This is a genomic window from Kushneria marisflavi, from assembly GCF_002157205.1.
GTDB classification, from domain to species: domain Bacteria; phylum Pseudomonadota; class Gammaproteobacteria; order Pseudomonadales; family Halomonadaceae; genus Kushneria; species Kushneria marisflavi.
Genome location: NZ_CP021358.1, coordinates 1738404 through 1755615 on the forward strand (window position 1 = coordinate 1738404; position 17212 = coordinate 1755615).

Annotated in this window: 16 protein-coding genes; 5 read left to right on the forward strand and 11 right to left on the reverse strand. The window is 62.0% G+C overall.

Annotated elements, in window-relative coordinates; translation table 11 throughout:
* Positions 1–6 precede the first annotated feature (6 nt).
* From ruvX to gshB, 3 genes are all read right to left on the reverse strand, one after another.
* Positions 7–471 carry a Holliday junction resolvase RuvX gene (gene ruvX, locus B9H00_RS07945; protein ID WP_086900207.1) on the reverse strand — a complete coding sequence of 155 codons (465 nt, stop codon included), beginning with the start codon at positions 469–471 and terminating at the stop codon, positions 7–9.
* Positions 464–1021 carry a YqgE/AlgH family protein gene (locus B9H00_RS07950; RefSeq protein ID WP_086621418.1) on the reverse strand — a complete coding sequence of 186 codons (558 nt, stop codon included), beginning with the start codon at positions 1019–1021 and terminating at the stop codon, positions 464–466. The genes ruvX and B9H00_RS07950 overlap by 8 nt, the downstream gene beginning before the upstream one ends.
* A gap of 149 nt (positions 1022–1170) precedes the next feature.
* On the reverse strand, positions 1171–2133 hold the full coding sequence (gshB, locus tag B9H00_RS07955; RefSeq protein ID WP_086900208.1) for a glutathione synthase: 963 nt from the start codon (positions 2131–2133) through the stop codon (positions 1171–1173).
* Positions 2134–2383: 250 nt separating this feature from the next.
* Here gshB and B9H00_RS07960 point away from each other — a divergent pair, with 250 nt between their 5' ends.
* Positions 2384–3517: an alkene reductase gene (locus tag B9H00_RS07960; RefSeq protein ID WP_086900209.1), complete on the forward strand. Its 1134-nt coding sequence runs from the start codon at positions 2384–2386 to the stop codon at positions 3515–3517.
* A 112-nt stretch (positions 3518–3629) separates the two neighbouring features.
* Here B9H00_RS07960 and poxB read toward each other — a convergent pair whose 3' ends face one another.
* The 4 genes from poxB to B9H00_RS07980 all read right to left on the reverse strand — a co-directional run bounded on the left by poxB (position 3630) and on the right by B9H00_RS07980 (position 7350).
* Positions 3630–5372 (reverse strand): ubiquinone-dependent pyruvate dehydrogenase, encoded by a 1743-nt coding sequence (gene poxB, locus B9H00_RS07965; protein ID WP_086900210.1) that lies wholly within the window; start codon positions 5370–5372, stop codon positions 3630–3632.
* A 246-nt stretch (positions 5373–5618) separates the two neighbouring features.
* Positions 5619–6338, reverse strand: a complete 720-nt coding sequence (locus B9H00_RS07970; protein WP_086900211.1) for a 16S rRNA (uracil(1498)-N(3))-methyltransferase — start codon at positions 6336–6338, stop codon at positions 5619–5621.
* Between the two features lie 23 nt (positions 6339–6361).
* The gene (gene secB / locus B9H00_RS07975; protein ID WP_086900212.1) at positions 6362–6829 is read right to left on the reverse strand and encodes a protein-export chaperone SecB; all 468 of its coding nucleotides are present in this window, start codon (positions 6827–6829) and stop codon (positions 6362–6364) included.
* Between the two features lie 98 nt (positions 6830–6927).
* Positions 6928–7350: a rhodanese-like domain-containing protein gene (locus B9H00_RS07980; protein WP_086623348.1), complete on the reverse strand. Its 423-nt coding sequence runs from the start codon at positions 7348–7350 to the stop codon at positions 6928–6930.
* Positions 7351–7631: 281 nt separating this feature from the next.
* Here B9H00_RS07980 and gpmI point away from each other — a divergent pair, with 281 nt between their 5' ends.
* The 4 genes from gpmI to B9H00_RS08000 all read left to right on the forward strand — a co-directional run bounded on the left by gpmI (position 7632) and on the right by B9H00_RS08000 (position 12445).
* Positions 7632–9182, forward strand: a complete 1551-nt coding sequence (gene gpmI, locus B9H00_RS07985; RefSeq protein WP_086901771.1) for a 2,3-bisphosphoglycerate-independent phosphoglycerate mutase — start codon at positions 7632–7634, stop codon at positions 9180–9182.
* A gap of 13 nt (positions 9183–9195) precedes the next feature.
* Positions 9196–10551, forward strand: coding sequence for a murein hydrolase activator EnvC family protein (locus B9H00_RS07990; RefSeq protein ID WP_147376562.1), 1356 nt, complete (start codon positions 9196–9198; stop codon positions 10549–10551).
* A gap of 71 nt (positions 10552–10622) precedes the next feature.
* Positions 10623–12128, forward strand: a complete 1506-nt coding sequence (locus tag B9H00_RS07995; protein WP_174678716.1) for a S41 family peptidase — start codon at positions 10623–10625, stop codon at positions 12126–12128.
* A gap of 62 nt (positions 12129–12190) precedes the next feature.
* Positions 12191–12445 (forward strand): hypothetical protein, encoded by a 255-nt coding sequence (locus tag B9H00_RS08000; protein ID WP_147376561.1) that lies wholly within the window; start codon positions 12191–12193, stop codon positions 12443–12445.
* Positions 12446–12551: 106 nt separating this feature from the next.
* Here B9H00_RS08000 and B9H00_RS08005 read toward each other — a convergent pair whose 3' ends face one another.
* The 4 genes from B9H00_RS08005 to B9H00_RS08020 all read right to left on the reverse strand — a co-directional run bounded on the left by B9H00_RS08005 (position 12552) and on the right by B9H00_RS08020 (position 17087).
* Positions 12552–13793 carry a UbiH/UbiF/VisC/COQ6 family ubiquinone biosynthesis hydroxylase gene (locus B9H00_RS08005; RefSeq protein WP_086900215.1) on the reverse strand — a complete coding sequence of 414 codons (1242 nt, stop codon included), beginning with the start codon at positions 13791–13793 and terminating at the stop codon, positions 12552–12554.
* A 41-nt stretch (positions 13794–13834) separates the two neighbouring features.
* Positions 13835–15031: a 2-octaprenyl-6-methoxyphenyl hydroxylase gene (ubiH, locus tag B9H00_RS08010; RefSeq protein WP_086900216.1), complete on the reverse strand. Its 1197-nt coding sequence runs from the start codon at positions 15029–15031 to the stop codon at positions 13835–13837.
* Positions 15028–16371 (reverse strand): Xaa-Pro aminopeptidase, encoded by a 1344-nt coding sequence (gene pepP / locus B9H00_RS08015; RefSeq protein ID WP_236944391.1) that lies wholly within the window; start codon positions 16369–16371, stop codon positions 15028–15030. Before pepP ends, ubiH begins: the two co-directional genes overlap by 4 nt.
* A gap of 92 nt (positions 16372–16463) precedes the next feature.
* On the reverse strand, positions 16464–17087 hold the full coding sequence (locus B9H00_RS08020) for a UPF0149 family protein (RefSeq protein ID WP_086900217.1): 624 nt from the start codon (positions 17085–17087) through the stop codon (positions 16464–16466).
* Positions 17088–17212 lie beyond the last annotated feature (125 nt).

A 17212-nucleotide genomic window follows, 5' to 3' on the forward strand; every position in this document is an offset into this window, starting at 1 on the left:
GAGAAGTCAGCGGGGCGAAGGGATGTTGAGCCGCGCGCCGTGGGCCTGTTGCTCGAACCAACCGGTCAGAATCAGCTCGGCGGCAATGCCGTCGACACCGTGCTCGCGATAGTTGCCGCGATGGCCCTCGTCGCGGGCGATGGCCTTGGCCGCGCGGGTCGTACCGCGTTCGTCAAACATCTCAAGCGGTCTGCCAAAGCGTCCGTGCAGCCGATTGCCGAACTTGCGTGCCCGCAGGCTCATCTCGGATTCGGTGTCATCCATATTGAGCGGCAGTCCGACCACAAAAAGATCGGGCTGCCACTCCTCGACCAGACGCGCGATCACGTTCCAGTCGGGAATGCCGTCACGCGCCATCAACGGGTCAAGCGCCGTGGCACTGCCCAGCAGCTCATTGCCGACCGCCACACCGATGCGGCGCACGCCGAAGTCAAAGGCCAGCACCAGCCGCTGACCGGCAACGTCAGCCATGACCGGCCTCACGGGAGAGCAGACTCAGATTCACGCCCAGGTGCCCTGCTGCGGTTTCAAGACGCGCCGGCGCGGGGGTACGAAAGAGCACCTCATCACTGGCTTCCACGGTCAGCCATGTGTTGTCCTTGATCTCCTGAGCCAGCTGCTCGGGCTCCCAGCCCACACACCCCAGACAGACCAGGAACTGCTCGGGGCCGCGGCCGGCGGCGATGGCATGCAAAATATCCATCGACGTGGTCAGCGCCCGGTTCTCGCCGGTGCGGATGCTGGAATCCCAGTGCTCGGGGCTTCCGGAGTGCAGGATAAAGCCACGCTCACGATGAACCGGGCCGCCGTCGAGCACCGGCGTATCCAGCGACAGACATTCACTGGCATCGATTTCAAGCTGCTCGAACAACGCTTCAAGCGTCAGCTCCATGGGCTGATTGAGCTTGAGTCCCAGCGTACCGTTGTCGTCGTGATCGCAGATATAGGTCAGCGAACCCGCAAAGTTCTCGTCTTCGAGATGGGGCATCGCCATGAGAAAGTGATCGCGTAAGCCTTGCATGGGCCTCCCGGATAAAAGCGCGCGCCCCTGCCGGCAGGCAGGGGCGTGAATCGATGGGTCATCAGAGCACGGCCTTGGCCGACACTCGCCCGCCGTTGGCGGGGAATGCGTGCATGGTAACACTGGCCGCCCGGCGTGGCGTCAACACCTCAGGCGGTGAAGCGTCGCTCGATGGCATCCATCAGCATGCCGGCGATATCGGTGCCCTTCTGGGCATCGATTTCGCGCACACAGGTGGGGCTGGTGACGTTGATTTCGGTGATGTAGTCCCCGATCACATCCAGGCCGACAAAGATCAGTCCCAGCGACTTGATGGAGTACTTGACCTGATCGACCAGCCAGTAGTCACGGTCCGTCAGCGCCCGGGCTTCACCGCGGCCACCGGCGGCCAGATTGCCGCGCACTTCACCGGCAGAGGGAATGCGGGCCAGACCGTAGGGCACCGGCTCGCCATCGATCAAAAGGATGCGGGTATCGCCCTGTTTGATCTCGGGGATGTAGCGCTGCGCCATGATCTGCTCGGTGCCACGCTGGGTCAGCTGCTCGATCACCGCACCGATGTTGCGCCCATCAGGGGCGATGTGAAAGATGCCGGTGCCGCCCATGCCATCCAGCGGCTTGAAGATGGTATCGCCCTGCTCGGCATGAAACTCGCGCAGGACCTTGTCATTGCAGGAGACGACGCTGGGCACCAGACACTGGGGAAACTGCTGGGCATAGAGCTTTTCATTGCAGGTTAAAAGCGCCTGGGTCGGGTTGACCACCAGCACGCCCTCACGCTCGGCAAAGCCCAGCAGGTGCACGGCGTTGGTGAAATTGACATCCACCGGCGGGTCCTGACGCATCAGGATCACATCCATCTGTGCCAGTGGCCCGGCCTCGACGTCGCCAAGGGCGTAGTAATGCTCGGGGTCGTTTTCAAACACCTCAAGCGAGCGCAGACGCCCCATGGCGCGCCCGTCCTTGAGATAGAGATCTCCCGGCTCAAGATAAAAAAGCCTGTGGCCACGCCGTTTGGCGGCCCATAGCATCGCCAGGGTCGAATCCTTTTTCCAGGCGATACTGGCGATGGGGTCCATGACGACCGCAATGTTCAATGCACGTTCACTCATTTAAAACTCCAGAACACGGTCCCTTAAGGTGGTCGCAGCGTGGCGTTGTGGCAGCCATTCATGTGATCAGTATGACGCAAGCCTCATCCTTCGACCATGACCGAACCTGCCACGTGCCCCTGTGCGGAGTTGTTCTTTCCAATCGCAGGCATGTTTGAAAACTATCAGGAGAGCGTGTCTGATCGTCTAGACTTTCGTGCAACAAGTCATCGCTGAACCCCGTGTTCAGACGTTTTGCAGAGAGGATTTTATGTCATCACTTTTTGAACGCTTTGACCTCGCCGGCATTCAACTTGATAACCGGATTGTCATGGCACCCATGACCCGCTCCCGCGCACCGGGAGATATCCCGAACGAGCTGGGAGCGACCTATTACCGCCAGCGCGCCAGCGCCGGGCTGATCATTTCCGAAGGCACGCCGGTATCACGCCAGGGCACGGGCTATCTGTACAACCCGGGCATTTACGGTCCTGATCAGATTGAAGGCTGGAAGAAGGCCACTCGCGCCGTTCACGAACGCGGCGGGGTTTTCTTCGCACAGATCTGGCACGTCGGGCGCGTCTCGCATACCACCGTGCAGATTGCCGGTGCCGCTCCGGTAGGTCCGAGCGACCAGCTCGGTGGCATGGCGTTTGGCTACAATGAGCAGGGGACACCCGACATGCTCAAGGCCAGCACCCCACGTCGGCTTGAAACCCGCGAGGTGCGTGACATTGTGCGCGATTTCGCTCAGGCCGCAGTTAATGCCCGCGAAGCCGGCTTCGATGGGGTCGAAATCCACGGTGCCAACGGCTATCTCTTCGAGCAGTTTCTCAATCCCGGCGTCAACGACCGTGATGATGAATATGGCGGCTCGCGTGAAAACCGCTGCCGTCTGCTGATGGAAGTCGTTGATGAAGTCAGCGCCCTGATCGGCGCGCATCGCGTGGGCGTTCGCCTGTCACCGTTTGGTACGCTATTTGATATGCCGGAGTACGATGACAACGGTGAGACCTATCTGTACCTGGCGCGCGAATTCAACAAGCGCGGGCTCTCCTACGTGCATCTGCACGACCAGGGTGGCCAGGGCATGGAACCCATGCCGCGCGAGTACCTCAGGACCTTCCGAGAGACCTATCAGGGCAACCTGCTGCTGGCCGGTAATCTCGACCAGGCCGAGGCCGAAAAGCTGGTCAATGACGGCACCATCGACCTGCCGGTCTTTGGCCGCCCGTACACGTCAAACCCGGATCTGGTCGAGCGGATGAAAAATGGCTGGCCGCTGACCGACTTTGACCCGTCCACCTTCTATGGCGGCGATGCCCGGGGCTATATCGACTTCCCGACGTATGAGGAAGAGCAGGCCCGCAAGGCACGTCAGGCGCTGATCGACGAAAAAAGCTGATCGCTTGATCGTCATCTCGCAGAAAGCCCCGGCATGGCCGGGGCTTTTTAATGGCGGGCACTCACCTGTCAGCAAGTGCTTACTATCGTTTTCGATCAGCGCCACCAGCCGATCACTTCCCGGGCTTCAGCCGGCTGAGCCAGTTGGTGTTGGCCAGATCCAGCACCTCATCCCCACGCCCGCTCATGACTGCACGCAGCATATAGAGACTAAAGCCCTTCGCCTGAGCGGCCTCAATGGTAGGCGGCATGGACAGCTCCTGCTTGGCGACCTTCACATCGACGATGACCGGGCCATCATGAGCAAAGGCTTCCTCAAGCACGCCATCGAGCTGCTCGGAACTGGACACGGTCAGACCCTTGATGCCCAGCGCCTCGGCCAGTCGGGCGTAGTCGGTCACCGGCAGGTTGGTCACCTCATCCACATAACCTGCCGCCTTCATTTCCATCGCCACAAACCCGAGCGTCGTGTTGTTATAGACGATCACCTTGACCGGCAGCTTCTCCTCGGCCAGCGTCATCAGATCGCCCATCAGCATGTTGATGCCGCCATCGCCGGAGAGCGAGATGACCTGGCGACCGGGCATGGCAACCTGAGCGCCCATCGCCTGAGGCATGGCGGTGGCCATTGAACCGTGCATGAACGAGCCGGTCAGACGACGCTTGCCGTTCATTTTCAGATAGCGCGCCGCCCAGACGGTTGGCGTACCGACATCGGCAGTAAACCAGGCATCGTCATCGGCCAGTGCGCTGACGCGAGCGGTCAGATACTGAGGATGCAGGGGAGCGCCTTCGGCAGCCGGCCCGGCCAGCTCATCAAGATCCTCGCGGGCCTTTTGATAATGCTTCTGGGCCTTGTCCAGAAAGGCGCGATCGGTCTTCTCTTCAAGCCGCGGCAACAGCGCTTCGAGACTGGCCTTTACATCCCCCACCAGTCCCTTGAGCAGCGTGCTGCGTCGGCCCAGATGGCCGGGGCGCAGATCAATCTGCACGATCCGCCCATGCTCGGGGAAGAAGTCCCGGTAGGGAAAGCTTGTGCCCAGCATGATCAGGAAATCGCACTCCTTGAGCGCGTGATAGCCCGAGCTGAAACCGATCAGACCGGTCATGCCAACATCATAGGGATTGTCATACTCAAGCCAGGACTTGCCGCGCAGCGCGTGCACGATAGGTGCCTTGAGCCGTTCGGCCAGGGCCATGACCTCATCGTGGGCACCGGCACAGCCTGCCCCGCAAAGCATGGCCACCTGCTTGCTGTCGTTAAGCAGCGCCGCCAGCTCTTCAAGCTCGGGTTCAGGCGGCACCGTGACCGGTGCGACCGGGGTGCTCCACTGCATTTTCTGCTCAACCGCCGGCGAGAGCGCCACATCTCCCGAGATCACGATCACCGCCACACTCTTTTCGAGGATGGCGGTGCGCATGGCGGTTTCGATCACGCGCTGGGCATGGGAGGCGTTGGTGATCAGCTCGCAGTAGTCACTGCACTCCTTGAACAGCTGCTCCGGGTGGGTCTCCTGAAAATACCCCAGCCCCACCTCGGTGGACGGAATCTGGGCGGCAATGGCCAGCATCGGCGTATGCGCACGCTTCGCTTCGAAGAGCCCGTTGATCAGATGGGTATTGCCCGGACCACAGGAGCCGGCACAGACGGTCAGACCGTTACGCGCCTCGGCTTCGCCGCTGGCGGCCAGCGCCGCCACTTCTTCGTGACGCACGCCGCGCCAGGTGATGGTGTCCTGTCGCCGCAGGCTCTCGGTCACGCCATTGAGCGAATCGCCCGGCAATCCCCAGATGTTCTGTACACCGGCACGCGCCAGCGTCCTTACCAGCATGTCGGCAACACTATAATCGGCCATGATTCACGTCTCCCTGTGATGGCAGCGCCTGAGCGCCATGTCATGGATCATGACCGGCGCACGGCAACAAGAAATGCAGTCTCTGGAGTTCAGACGAAATTAAGACGAAAGTCCAATGCCATCGTGGCATCGGCACCGCCGAAACCGGCACCGTTCAGGCCACAAGCATAGTTCGATCAGGGAAAGCGTGGGGAATGGAGCCTATCAAGACAACAAAGGGGATCAAAGACAAGACAACAACGGGGATCAAAGATCCCCGTAGCGCGCCTGCAGGAGTGATAGCGCCACGATCGGCGCCGTCTCCATACGCAGGATACGCGGGCCAAGAATCCACGAGTGGAAGCCGTGAGCATGGGCCCGAGCGACCTCGTCATCGCTGAGCCCACCCTCGGGGCCGACCAGCAGGGCGGCACTGCCCGGCGAGTCGGTGTCTGGCAGCGGCCCGGCATCATAGGGATGAAGCACCAGCCTGAGAGCTTCATCGCGAGCGGCCAGCCACTCATCGAGCGCGATGGCCGGATAGATCGCGGGCACGGTGGCCCGGCGACACTGCTCGCAGGCGTTGACCGCCACGGCCTGCCAGTGATCACGCTTTTTCTGCGCGCGCTCGCTCTTGAGCCGGACATCGCCGTGGTGGGTGTAGAGCGGCGTGACCGCAGCCACCCCCAGCTCGACCGCCTTCTGGATGGCGAAATCCATGCGATCGCCCTTGCCAACCGCCAGCCCCAGGTGCACGGCCAGCCCTGATTCGGCCAGGGCCGGCTGACGCGCTTCAACGGTGACCTGTACATCGCCGCGCTTGGAGATGGCAGCAATGTGCGCGCTTACTTCGTTGCCCTTGCCGTCAAAAAGGGCCAGCGGATCACCCTCGCGGCGGCGCATGACACGCGCCACGTGATGGGCTGCGGCATCGGGCAGTCTGATCGTGGCGCCGGGCTTGAGCGTATGGGGAACGTAAATGCGCATGGGTTATCCGCGACCGTCAGTCATCAGGCGTCGGCCTGCGGCGTGCCCTGCTGCTTCTGGGCATAGATGGCGTCAAAGTTGACCGGGGAGAGCATCAGTGCCGGGAAGGTGCCACGGCCGACCAGGTTGTCGATGCACTCACGAGCATAGGGAAACAGCACGTTGGGGCAGAAGGCCCCCAGGGTGTGATCGAGCTGGGCATCGCTGAGTCCGGAGATGGCAAAAAGGCCCGCCTGATGGACTTCAGCCAGAAACGCCGTGGTCTCTTCGTCACCGTTGTAGACGTGAGCCGTCACCCGCACGCTGACTTCATGGAGTCCTTCGCTGATCTGCTTATGGTCGTTGTCGACATCAAGCTTGACCCGCGGCTTGAACTGCTGCTGAAAGATCGCCGGCGAGTTGGGCGCCTCAAAGGAGATGTCCTTGACGTAGATGCGCTGCAGCGCGAACTGGATATTGGCCTGCTCACTGGTGGCGTTATTGTCTGACATGCTCGTTTCCCGGTCTGTGAGTAAGTAATAACTATCGCTTGAAGCCAGTAGGAACTACTGCTTGAAGCCAGCAAGAACTATCGCTTGAAGAGATGACATCAGCGTGTCACAACAGGCAGGCCGTCGGCCACCCACTGTGAATGACCGCCCTTGAGTCGACGGGCGCCGCTGTAGCCGGCCTTTTGCAGCTTCGTGACCACACCGCCGCCGTGCTGGCCCATCTTGTCCACCACGATGATCGGCTTGTCCTTGTGCTTTTCAAGGCGCTGCATGTTGTTGTCGAGCTTGTCGGCGGGCACGTTGATCGCACCGGCGATATGGCCTGCCTTGAACTCCTTGATCTCGCGGATATCAAGCACCATGGCATCTTCGCGGTTAATCAGATTGGTCGCCTCACCGCTGCTGACACCACCCGTCGCACTGCGCCGGGATTCAAAGGCCAGCCAGGCCAGCAAGACCACAACGAAGGCACCTACCAGCAAGGGGTGGTTCTGGGCAAACTCCAGCAGCTGATCGATCATGGAAATATCTTGACCCTGGTTGTTTAAAATGGCTCGGCGCGCGGTCATGCCTGGTCTACCCTGCGAGTTCGGGGAAGCCGCCCGGCAGCTGGAATCCGGCGCGCGCCCAGTATACACAAGCACCCGGCCGTCGTCCGTCCCCGATGATCAATGCTGGCATGCACCGGCTGGGTTATGATGATTACCATTTCGACGCCCTGATAGCGCGCCTGCTGCGTGTGACACCCAGACAGCGCAACCCGGTATCGGGGCTTACATGTCCGTGTTCCCGAGGCGAAATCATGTCTACATCGCAACCACGTCCCGTCGCCCTGCTGATTCTCGATGGCTATGGCCATAACCCGGAATCGGCCAACAACGCTGTGGCCGCCGCCAACACGCCGGTCATGGATCGGCTGCAATCGGATTACGCCCATACCCTGATCAATACCGACGGTGAAAACGTTGGTCTACCCGAAGGTCAGATGGGCAACTCCGAGGTCGGCCACATGAATCTGGGCGCCGGACGCGTGGTCTACCAGAGCCTGACCCGCATCTCGAAGGCCATTCGTGACAACGAACTGGGAGAGAACCAGGCGCTGACCGACGCCATCGACGCTGCCGTCAACGATGATCGTGCCGTCCATGTGCTGGGGCTGCTCTCACCCGGCGGCGTTCACAGCCACGAGGACCACGTGCTGGCGCTGGCGGAACTGGCCCAGGCGCGCGGTGCGAAAAGGGTCTACATCCACGCCTTCCTCGATGGCCGTGACACCGCGCCCAAGAGCGCGCTGGACAGCCTGCTGCGCGCCGATGCCCTGCTGCGCAAGCTGGGCGTGGGCCGTGTCGCCTCAATGGTCGGACGCTTTTACGCCATGGACCGAGACAACCGCTGGGACCGTGTTCAGGCCGCCTGGCAGCTGATGGTCAATGGTGAAGCCGAGCACGTCGAAAGCGACGTCGAACAGGCCCTCAATGCGGCCTACGAGCGCGATGAAACCGACGAATTCGTCACCGCCACCAGCCTGCGTGAAGGCGATGACGACCGGATCACCATCGAAGATGGCGATGCGGTACTGTTTGCCAACTTCCGTGCCGACCGGGCCCGCGAAATCGCCCATGCACTGGTGGACCAGAGCTTTGATGGCTTCGAGCGTGATCGCACGCCAAAAATGCATTTCGTCGCCATGACCCAGTATTCCGATGATCTGGGCGTACCGGTGGCCTTCCCGCCCAACGATTTGCCCAATACGCTGGGTGAATACGTCTCTTCAAAGGGGCTGACTCAGCTGCGCATCGCCGAAACCGAGAAATACGCCCATGTGACGTTTTTCTTCTCCGGCGGTCGCGAGGAGGAGTACGAAGGTGAAGAGCGCATTCTGGTCGACTCCCCGCGCGATGTGAAAACCTACGATGAAAAGCCGGAAATGAGCGCCTTCGAGGTGACCGACAGACTGGTCGAAGCCATTGATTCCGGTCGCTTTGACCTGGTGGTCTGCAACTATGCCAACGGCGACATGGTCGGTCATAGTGGTGATCTGGATGCCGCCACCAGGGCCATCGAAGCCGTGGACGAATGTCTGGGCCGCGTGGTCGAGGCGATCGAGCGTGCCGGTGGGGAATGTCTGGTCACCGCCGATCACGGCAACGCCGAGCAGATGGTCGATCCGAAAACCGGCAACCCCCAGACCGCGCATACCACCTTCCAGGTCCCGCTGGTCTATGTCAGCCAGCGCAAGGCCACCCTGCTTGATGACGGACGCCTTTGTGACATCGCGCCGACGCTTCTGGCCATGATGGGCCAGACTCAGCCGGAAGAGATGACCGGTCGCGTGCTGATCGAAAACAGCTGATCGGAGTTCTTTGGTGTCTTTCACACTACACCGGCCTGCGGGCCGGTTTTGGCTTCTGGCCCTGACCCTGGGTCTGGCGGTGCCGGCCGGCGCCGCCAGCCTTGATGCCTCAAAGGCGGAGCTGGACAGCATTCGCCAGAACATTGAACAGACCCAGCGCCAACTGGAAAAGACCAATGCCCAGCGCGGCGATGCTCAACAGGAGCTCGAGCAGGCTGAAAAGGCGCTGGCAGAGACCCATCGACGGCTGGAAACCCTTCAAAAGGCCCGAAGCCAGACCACCGAGGCGCTGGCCACGCTCGATCAGCGCCAGAAAAGCCTGACCGAACAGCGCGATGCTCAGCAAAAGGCACTGGCCGAGCAGGTCAGGGCCCTGTACAAGCTGGGCGATCAACCTCGCCTGAAACTGTTGCTCGACAATCAGGACCCCAGCGAGATCGATCGCTTTCAGCACTATCTCAACCGGCTCAATGAGGCTCGCGCCGAACGACTGTCGCGGCTGGCCTCGCTCAACCAGGAGCTTCAGGACAACCGCGCCCAGACCCTTGACCAGCAGCAGACGCTCGACCAGCTCCAGGGCGAGCTCAAAAGCCGTCAGCAAACCCTGGATGAGCAGCGCCAGGAGCGTGAAAAGGCACTGACACGACTGGATGCCCGCTACAAGAGCGGACAGAGCAATCTTCAGGGACTGGAGTCCGACCGCGCCGAAGCCGAAAGAATGGTCAGCCGAATCGAACAGCAGCTGGCCCGTGCCCGGGAACAGCGTGAGGCGCGTGAACGGGCCGAGCGCGAACGCAAGGCTCGTGAGGCCAGACAGCAGGCGCAGTCTCAATCGTCTTCCTCCCACAAGGCTCCATCAGACGATGAGGGCCTGAGCAGCGACGAGATGAACGCCAGCTCAAGCAATGCCCGCAGCGTGCCGACCCGCAGCGTGGACCCGGCGGCCGAGCGACGCGCTGAAGCACGCGCAGTCGTCACCCACAAGGCCGACAGGAGCGCCCGCAGCTCAAAATGGCCGGTCAGTGGTTCGGTGGTATCCAGCTATGGTAGCGGTGACGGTCTGAACAAGAATGGCGTGTTGATCAGCGCGCCGGCCGGCACCCCGGTTTATGCCGCCGCGAAGGGGCAGGTTGTCTTTGCCGACTGGATGCGCGGCTTTGGGTATCTGGTGATCATCGATCATGGTGGCATACTGTCATTGTATGCTCACCAGCAGCGCCTTGCCGTGTCCGCCGGTGATCGGGTCGAGCGCGGTGCAACGCTTGGCTATGTCGGCAATACCGGCGGTCTGTCGCGTCCGGCGCTTTATTTCGAGGTACGTCGTGGTGGCAAGACCATCAATCCGCAAAGCTGGCTGGCCTCGCGCTAGTACGGCGAACGCATCACCCGTTGAAGGTATCGGGCGCCTCGGCGCCCGGCCCACCCGCTAAAGGAGTCTGCATGCTGATGCGCCATGTCGCCTTATCGCTTGCCCTGTCGTCAGCCCTGCTGCTGACGCTGCCGGCCACCGCAGCCGAACCCACCACGGATGCCGCGCCGGCCGACAGTACGCCGGACAATTCCCCCCTCGTGCCTGCCGAGACCGATGGCCGTTCTGGTGCCGGCGGTGACGCCAGCGAGCAGAGCAGTCTGCCGCTGGAAGACATTCAAGCGCTGGCGCAGGTGTTCGAGCGCATCAAGCAGGCCTATGTGGACGATGTCGATGACAAGACGCTGCTGCGCAACGCCATGCGCGGCATGCTGGAAGGCCTCGATCCGCACTCGAACTATCTGGATGAAGACGCCTTTCGCACGCTGCACGAAATGACCGAGGGTGCGTTCGGCGGCATCGGCATCGAGGTGGGTCAGGAAGACAACCAGCTGATGGTGATTTCGCCGATCGACGATACGCCGGCGTCGAAGGCCGGCCTTCAGCCGCGCGATCTGATCATCGAAATTGATGGCAAGAGCACCGACGGCATGTCGCTGGAAGAAGCCGTCGACCTGATGCGCGGTGACCCTGGCAGCAAGATTGATCTGACGCTGCTGCGCGAAGGCGCCGATGCCCCGATCGAGGTCAGTCTGGAGCGCGCCAACATCCAGTCTGCCAGCGTCAACTCGCGCATGCTTTCTCCCGGCTACGGCTATCTGCGCATCAGCCAGTTCCAGGAAAACACGGCCCAGGAGGCCAGTGACGCAATCGCCTCGCTGAAAAAACAGGCGGGCGACAACGGCCTGTCCGGTGTGGTGCTGGATCTGCGCAACAACCCAGGTGGGCTGCTGGATGGCGCGGTCAACGTGGCCGATCTTTTTCTCGATCACGGCCTGGTGGTCTACACCAGAGGGCGGCTCAAGGATTCTGACATGCAGTTTGAAGCCAATGCCGAGACGGCCCTGCCCGACACACCCATGGTCGTATTGATCAACGGGGGGAGTGCCTCGGCGGCCGAGATCGTTGCCGGCGCCCTGCAGGATCATCACCGCGCCGTGGTGCTGGGCACTGAAAGCTTCGGCAAGGGCTCGGTACAGTCGGTCATGCCACTGGATGACAATACCGGCATCAAGCTGACCACGGCGCTTTATTACACCCCGGGCGGACGATCGATTCAGGCCGAGGGCATCGAGCCGGACGTGACGGTACAGCGCGGCCGGCTGGAGCTTGAAAAGAGCGGATTTGAAATTCGCGAGGCCAATCTGCGCGGCCATCTACAAAATGCCCGCGGCGAGCAGGAGGATGACAAGGCAGCACTGCCCGACTCTCCCATAGCCGCCGATGACTATCAGCTGGGCGAGGCGCTCAACCTGCTGCGCGGCATCAATGTGTTTCAGCAGCCCGGCATGCGCCAACACGATAACGCCTCGCCTGATGACCGAGCGTCGGGAAATACCCTCACGGACAGCGGCAATGGGGCCTCTAAAAACGACACGGCACCCTCCGATGACGCCCCGGATGACACAAACCCGTAAAAGCGTCTACGCTGAAAAGGCAAATGGATAACGCCATCCGCCTTGATAAGGAGAAACATTACATGAAGAAAGGATTGACGATGGGCGCGCTGGCCGCGGCCGTGCTGCTGGCAGCGGGCTGTTCTTCCTCCGGTGGTGCTCCGGAAAATCAGCAGCAGGGCATGTCACAGTCCGGCACACAGCAGTCCGGCTCCATGTCCGGTGCCAGCGAAACCCCGACAGGAACATCCCACGGCAGCCCCATGGGGACATCACCGGGCGGTGGTATCGACAGCAACAACGACACCATGCCGAGCAATACCCAGTCCGGCACGTAAATGATCGCTACAGGATTGACAAAAAAAGGCCCGCCGTTCAGGCGGGCTTTTTTACGTTATGAGGCCCTGTTTCACGTGAAACACCCGGTGGCCAGCAGCGGGACTGTCAGGCTGACGGCGGTCTCATGCTCTGTGGCAGATCACTGCGTTGGCCCATCGCCTGCTCGATCAGCAGCCGGCGCACCCAGGGCCATCGCCCGGTGGTGGTCAGCCCCTGATTACGCAGCACGCGCATCAGCGGCCAGCTGATGCCAAAACCGATTCGAAAGGCATCCATGGCCATCAGCATGACCGTATTGTCACCGCGACGACGACGCGCATAGCACGACAGGATGCGCAGATCCCCCAGCGGCGCACCACGGCGTCTGGCACGGTCGAGCTCCTCGGCCAGCACCGCCACATCCATCAGGCCCAGATTGACGCCCTGCCCGGCCAGCGGATGAATGTTATGCGCAGCGTCTCCCACCAGCGCCACGCTGTCATCGACATAGCGTCTGGCATGGCGCTGAATCAGCGGGAAGTCGTGGCGCCGGCTGACGCGTTCGATGCGCCCCAGACAATGCTCAAAATCCATCTCGAGCGCACGCATGAAAGCTTCATCCGACATGGCCATCAGGTCATCGGCAAATTCGGTATCCGCCGACCAGACAATGGATGAGGTCTTCTGACGTCCATCAATGCCCAGAGGCAGAAAGGCCAGTGGCCCGGTACTCATGAACCGCTGTCGCGCCGTGGCGGCATGATCGTACTCATGCCACACCGTCGCCACCACGGCCCGCTGGCCGGTGGCATATTCACGGTGGCCAAGCCCGGACAGGGCCCGAATCCGTGAGCCGGCGCCATCGGCGCCGATCACCAGGCAGCTTTCAAGAGTGCGCCCATCCTCCAGCGTGAGATAACGCGTGCCCTGTTCGGCATCGGAAAGACGGGTGACCCGTGCCTCGGGCATGAGCGTGACGCTGTCACACTCCAACAGCGCATCCAGCAGGGCATCGCGGACCACATTGTTTTCAATGATATGACCAAGTACCTCACGGCCGACCTCCAGGGCACTGAAGTCGATATGGCCGGTGCCTTCTCCGTCCCAGACGGCCATTCGGTCATAGGGGCCTAAACGCCTTTGCACGATGCCCGACCAGACGCCCAGATGGGTCAGCAACTGCTGTGAGGCGGGTGTAATGGCGCTGACGCGCGCATCGATGGTATCGGCCTGCCACGTGGCCTGCAGATCGCCACCGTCCAGCAGGGCGACCCGGTGGCCCTTTTGGCCCAGCGCCAGCGCCAGCGTTGCCCCGACCAGTCCGGCGCCGACGATGGCCATGTCAAATGGTGCGGTGTCGCGCGTCATGAAGTTCTCCGTTGGGCAGGCATGGAGGCTGCAAGCCCGTTTTAATGTCGCGCCATGCCCATGGCACGGCGGATCAGGGCACGCTTGAGCGGAGTGGCGAGGTTGAAAAGCCCCAGCGCCGCACCGCGCGCCCCGCGGATGCCCGGCAGTTCCAGTCCGAAAAGGCGTACCAGCGTATCGCTGGCCTGCATGATCAGATCCCGGTCACTCTGACGACGCTGCTCGAAATCCGCCATGGTCAGCGCCTCTCCCGGTGCCCGCCCGGCCTCGAGCGCCGCCTCGATGGCCGCACTCAGATCCATGACGCCGCGAAGCGCCAGGTTGAACCCCTGACCGGCCACCGGATGAATGGCATGCGCTGCGTTGCCCAGCACCGCCAGATGCGGACGGCTCTGCTCGCGGGCACGCGACATCGACAGGGGGTAGACATGGCGAGTACCAACGCGCTGAAAACGGCCCAGACGTGTCCCCAGTCGCGCCTGCAGCGCCTGCAGAAAGTCGTGATCATTCATGGCCAGCGTGGCATCAATCACCTCCGGCGGCCGGGTCCAGATCAAAGCCATGCGACGCGCCTGCAACGGCAGCAGTGCCATCGCCCCTTCCTCGGTAAAGCGCTCAAACGCCCAGCCATGATGCTCTCTGGCCGTTTCAATGTTGGCGATCACGGCATGCTGTTCATAGTCGTGGCGGTCGGTGCCGATCCCCAGTGACGCCTTGAGCCCGGAGCGACCGCCATCGGCCAGCACGGTCAACCCGGCATGCAGCACACACCCGTTGTTCAGCGTCAGTCGGTGACCGTCTACCGCCGGGACAATGGACTCGACCCGGGCCGGGCAGTACCAGTCGATCGGCATGTGGGACAGCCGCTCATGAAGGACCTGCCCCAGAAAGGCATTGGGCAACACATAGCCCAGCGATGGGGTGCCCACCTCTCGACACGACAGATGGGTACGCCCCATGGCACCGCGCTGGCTGACTTCGATGTCATGAATGGGGGCGGCTCGCGTGGCCAGTCGCGACCAGATCCCCATGGTCTCAAAATGGGCTCTGGAACCGTAGGCAATGGCGCTGGAACGCTCGTCAAAGCTTGGCTGGGCACCGCTGGCGCTCAGCTCGCTGGCCTCGATCACGGCCACTCGAAGCCCATCACGCTCGATCAGGGGCGCCAGCGCCACGGCCAGGCTGGCACCCACCAGCCCGCCGCCGATAATGGCAATGTCTACCGGAGTTTCGCTCATGTCTGTCCTTGTGCCATCAACGCCTCGATGTCCCGAACCCGTTTGGGCACGCCCTCGGTCAGCACCTCGCAGCCCTGCGCCGTGACCGCCACATTGTCTTCAATACGAATGCCGATGCCACGCCACTGTTCGGCAATATCCAGATCATCGGGGATATAGAGCCCGGGCTCGACGGTCAGTACCATGCCGGGCGAGAGCACGCGTGACTCGCCTGACACCTGATAGGCGCCGACGTCATGCACATCCAGGCCCAGCCAGTGGGAGGTGCCGTGCAGATAAAAGCGCTTGTAGTGACCCTGCTCGACCACGGTCTCGACCGGGCCTTCTACCAGCCCCAGCGCCACCAGACCGGCGCTCAGATCACGCACGACGCCCTCATGAATGCCCTTGATCGTGGCACCGGGGCGCACGGCACGAAGGGCACGCTGCTGGGCGCCGAGCACGATCTCGTAGAGCTGGCGCTGCGGCTCGCTAAAGCGGCCGCTGACCGGGAAGGTACGGGTGATGTCACCGGCATAGAGCGCGTACTCGGCGCCGGCATCCACCAGTACCAGATCACCCGAGGCCATCGCGGCATCGTTTTCGGTGTAGTGCAGAATACAGCCATTGGCACCGCTGCCCACGATGGTGGCATACGCCGGCGCGCGAGCGCCGGCCATGACGAAGGCGTACTCCAGTGTGGCCTGGAGCTGATATTCAAACATGCCGGGCCTGACGGCCTGCATGGCCTTGACGTGTGCCCGGGCGGTAATCTCACCGGCCTGACGCATCAGCGCCAGTTCCTCATCGGATTTGATCAGACGCTGCTCATGGAGAATCACGTCGATATCGGCATAGCCCGAGGGCGCCGGCGGGCCACGCCGTTCGCGGGCCTTGAGACCGTCACGCATCTGTCCGGCCAGCGCCATCGCCCGATCATTATCAAGCGACAGATACAGGGTGCGCCGGCCTTCCAGAAGATCCATCAGCTGTTCATCAAGCGCTTCCAGCGGCCAGGCCTCATCCACACCGTAGCGAGTGACGGCCCGGCGTGGCCCGACCCGTTTGCCCGTCCAGGCCTCGGCGGCCGGGTCACGTGGCAGGCAAAACAGAACGCTCTCTCCCGCATCCCGACCGGGCAGCAGGACCAGCCACGCCTCCGGCTCGGGAAAGCCACAGAGATAGTGAAAGTCACTGTCCTGTCGAAACGGATACTCGCTGTCCTGATTGCGTACCGAAAGCCTGGCCGCCGGAACAAGAATGGCACTGTCTGATGCCACTTCCGACATCAGCCGCTCGCGGCGCTGTCGATACGCCTCGGTCGTGATGGGGACTGGTGTGCCCTGCTCTGCCTGTGTCACTTGATGCTCTCTCCCGTGACCGATGTTCTCACGACGTCTTCATCCGGCGCCTGTCTGTCGCTGACGCTCTCTGGTCAGACACGCCTCGTTGCTCAGTGACGCGTTTCGCCGTCACCGCTCAGACCTTCTTCCTTCAAGCCCTCTTCAAACGACTGCGCCGGCTTTTCGACATCCGGTTTGCCCGGATGCTGCTCGACATAAAGCATCAGCGCCGTCATGCGGGCGTGTTCGGTCAGCGCAAACAGGTCGTTTTCGTTTTCGCTGTTATCTTCGATGTCATCATCAATACGAGAGAGTTGCTCGATATCAGTCACGCCTTCCTGAAGCGGCGTTGACCAGGTCTTGCGCTGATCAGCATCGACTTCACCGGCCACTTCATGAAAGCCCTGACACCAAAGGGCGAGTGACTGCGCGCGCTCGGACAGTGAGAACAGCTCATCAGGCAGCAGCGGCTCGAAGCTCATCTCCTCGGCGTCCAGACGTTCTCTGGCAATCGCTCGCCAGGCCAGCAGTTTTTCACCGTCTTCGCGGGTGGCGGGTTCTTCCACGCCCAGTGCCGCGCAGATCAGGTTCAGCCAGTCCTCGGCACTGATGTCTTCAAGCGCCAGACGCGCGCACAGATAGCCATCAAAGAAGGCCGGCGACTGCAGGCTGCCATGGGCTAGAAAAATATCGCTGATGGTGGCGAAGTCGAGGGCGTTATCACCGGACGGCATACTGCATCCCTTTACTGGTCGTTCCCGTAGCGGGAATCATGAACTATCGCCCGGGGGCCGCGCGTTGACCGCCCCCGGTCGTCTCTCTATAGTGGTGCTGCAAGCGCAGCAACATGGCATGGAGC

What these genes read in the sequence shown, in the direction of transcription:
- secB (WP_086900212.1), bottom strand. Translation starts at nt 6,829, where the DNA reads ATGTCAGACAATAACGCCACCAGTGAGCAGGCCAATATCCAGTTCGCG.
- gshB (WP_086900208.1), bottom strand. Translation starts at nt 2,133, where the DNA reads ATGAGTGAACGTGCATTGAACATTGCGGTCGTCATGGACCCCATCGCC.
- B9H00_RS07970 (WP_086900211.1), bottom strand. Translation starts at nt 6,338, where the DNA reads ATGCGCATTTACGTTCCCCATACGCTCAAGCCCGGCGCCACGATCAGA.
- B9H00_RS07950 (WP_086621418.1), bottom strand. Translation starts at nt 1,021, where the DNA reads ATGCAAGGCTTACGCGATCACTTTCTCATGGCGATGCCCCATCTCGAA.
- ubiH (WP_086900216.1), bottom strand. Translation starts at nt 15,031, where the DNA reads ATGAGCGAAACTCCGGTAGACATTGCCATTATCGGCGGCGGGCTGGTG.
- B9H00_RS08020 (WP_086900217.1), bottom strand. Translation starts at nt 17,087, where the DNA reads ATGCCGTCCGGTGATAACGCCCTCGACTTCGCCACCATCAGCGATATT.
- gpmI (WP_086901771.1), top strand. Translation starts at nt 7,632, where the DNA reads ATGTCTACATCGCAACCACGTCCCGTCGCCCTGCTGATTCTCGATGGC.
- B9H00_RS08005 (WP_086900215.1), bottom strand. Translation starts at nt 13,793, where the DNA reads ATGACGCGCGACACCGCACCATTTGACATGGCCATCGTCGGCGCCGGA.
- ruvX (WP_086900207.1), bottom strand. Translation starts at nt 471, where the DNA reads ATGGCTGACGTTGCCGGTCAGCGGCTGGTGCTGGCCTTTGACTTCGGC.
- B9H00_RS07980 (WP_086623348.1), bottom strand. Translation starts at nt 7,350, where the DNA reads ATGATCGATCAGCTGCTGGAGTTTGCCCAGAACCACCCCTTGCTGGTA.
- B9H00_RS07960 (WP_086900209.1), top strand. Translation starts at nt 2,384, where the DNA reads ATGTCATCACTTTTTGAACGCTTTGACCTCGCCGGCATTCAACTTGAT.
- poxB (WP_086900210.1), bottom strand. Translation starts at nt 5,372, where the DNA reads ATGGCCGATTATAGTGTTGCCGACATGCTGGTAAGGACGCTGGCGCGT.
- B9H00_RS07995 (WP_174678716.1), top strand. Translation starts at nt 10,623, where the DNA reads ATGCTGATGCGCCATGTCGCCTTATCGCTTGCCCTGTCGTCAGCCCTG.
- B9H00_RS08000 (WP_147376561.1), top strand. Translation starts at nt 12,191, where the DNA reads ATGAAGAAAGGATTGACGATGGGCGCGCTGGCCGCGGCCGTGCTGCTG.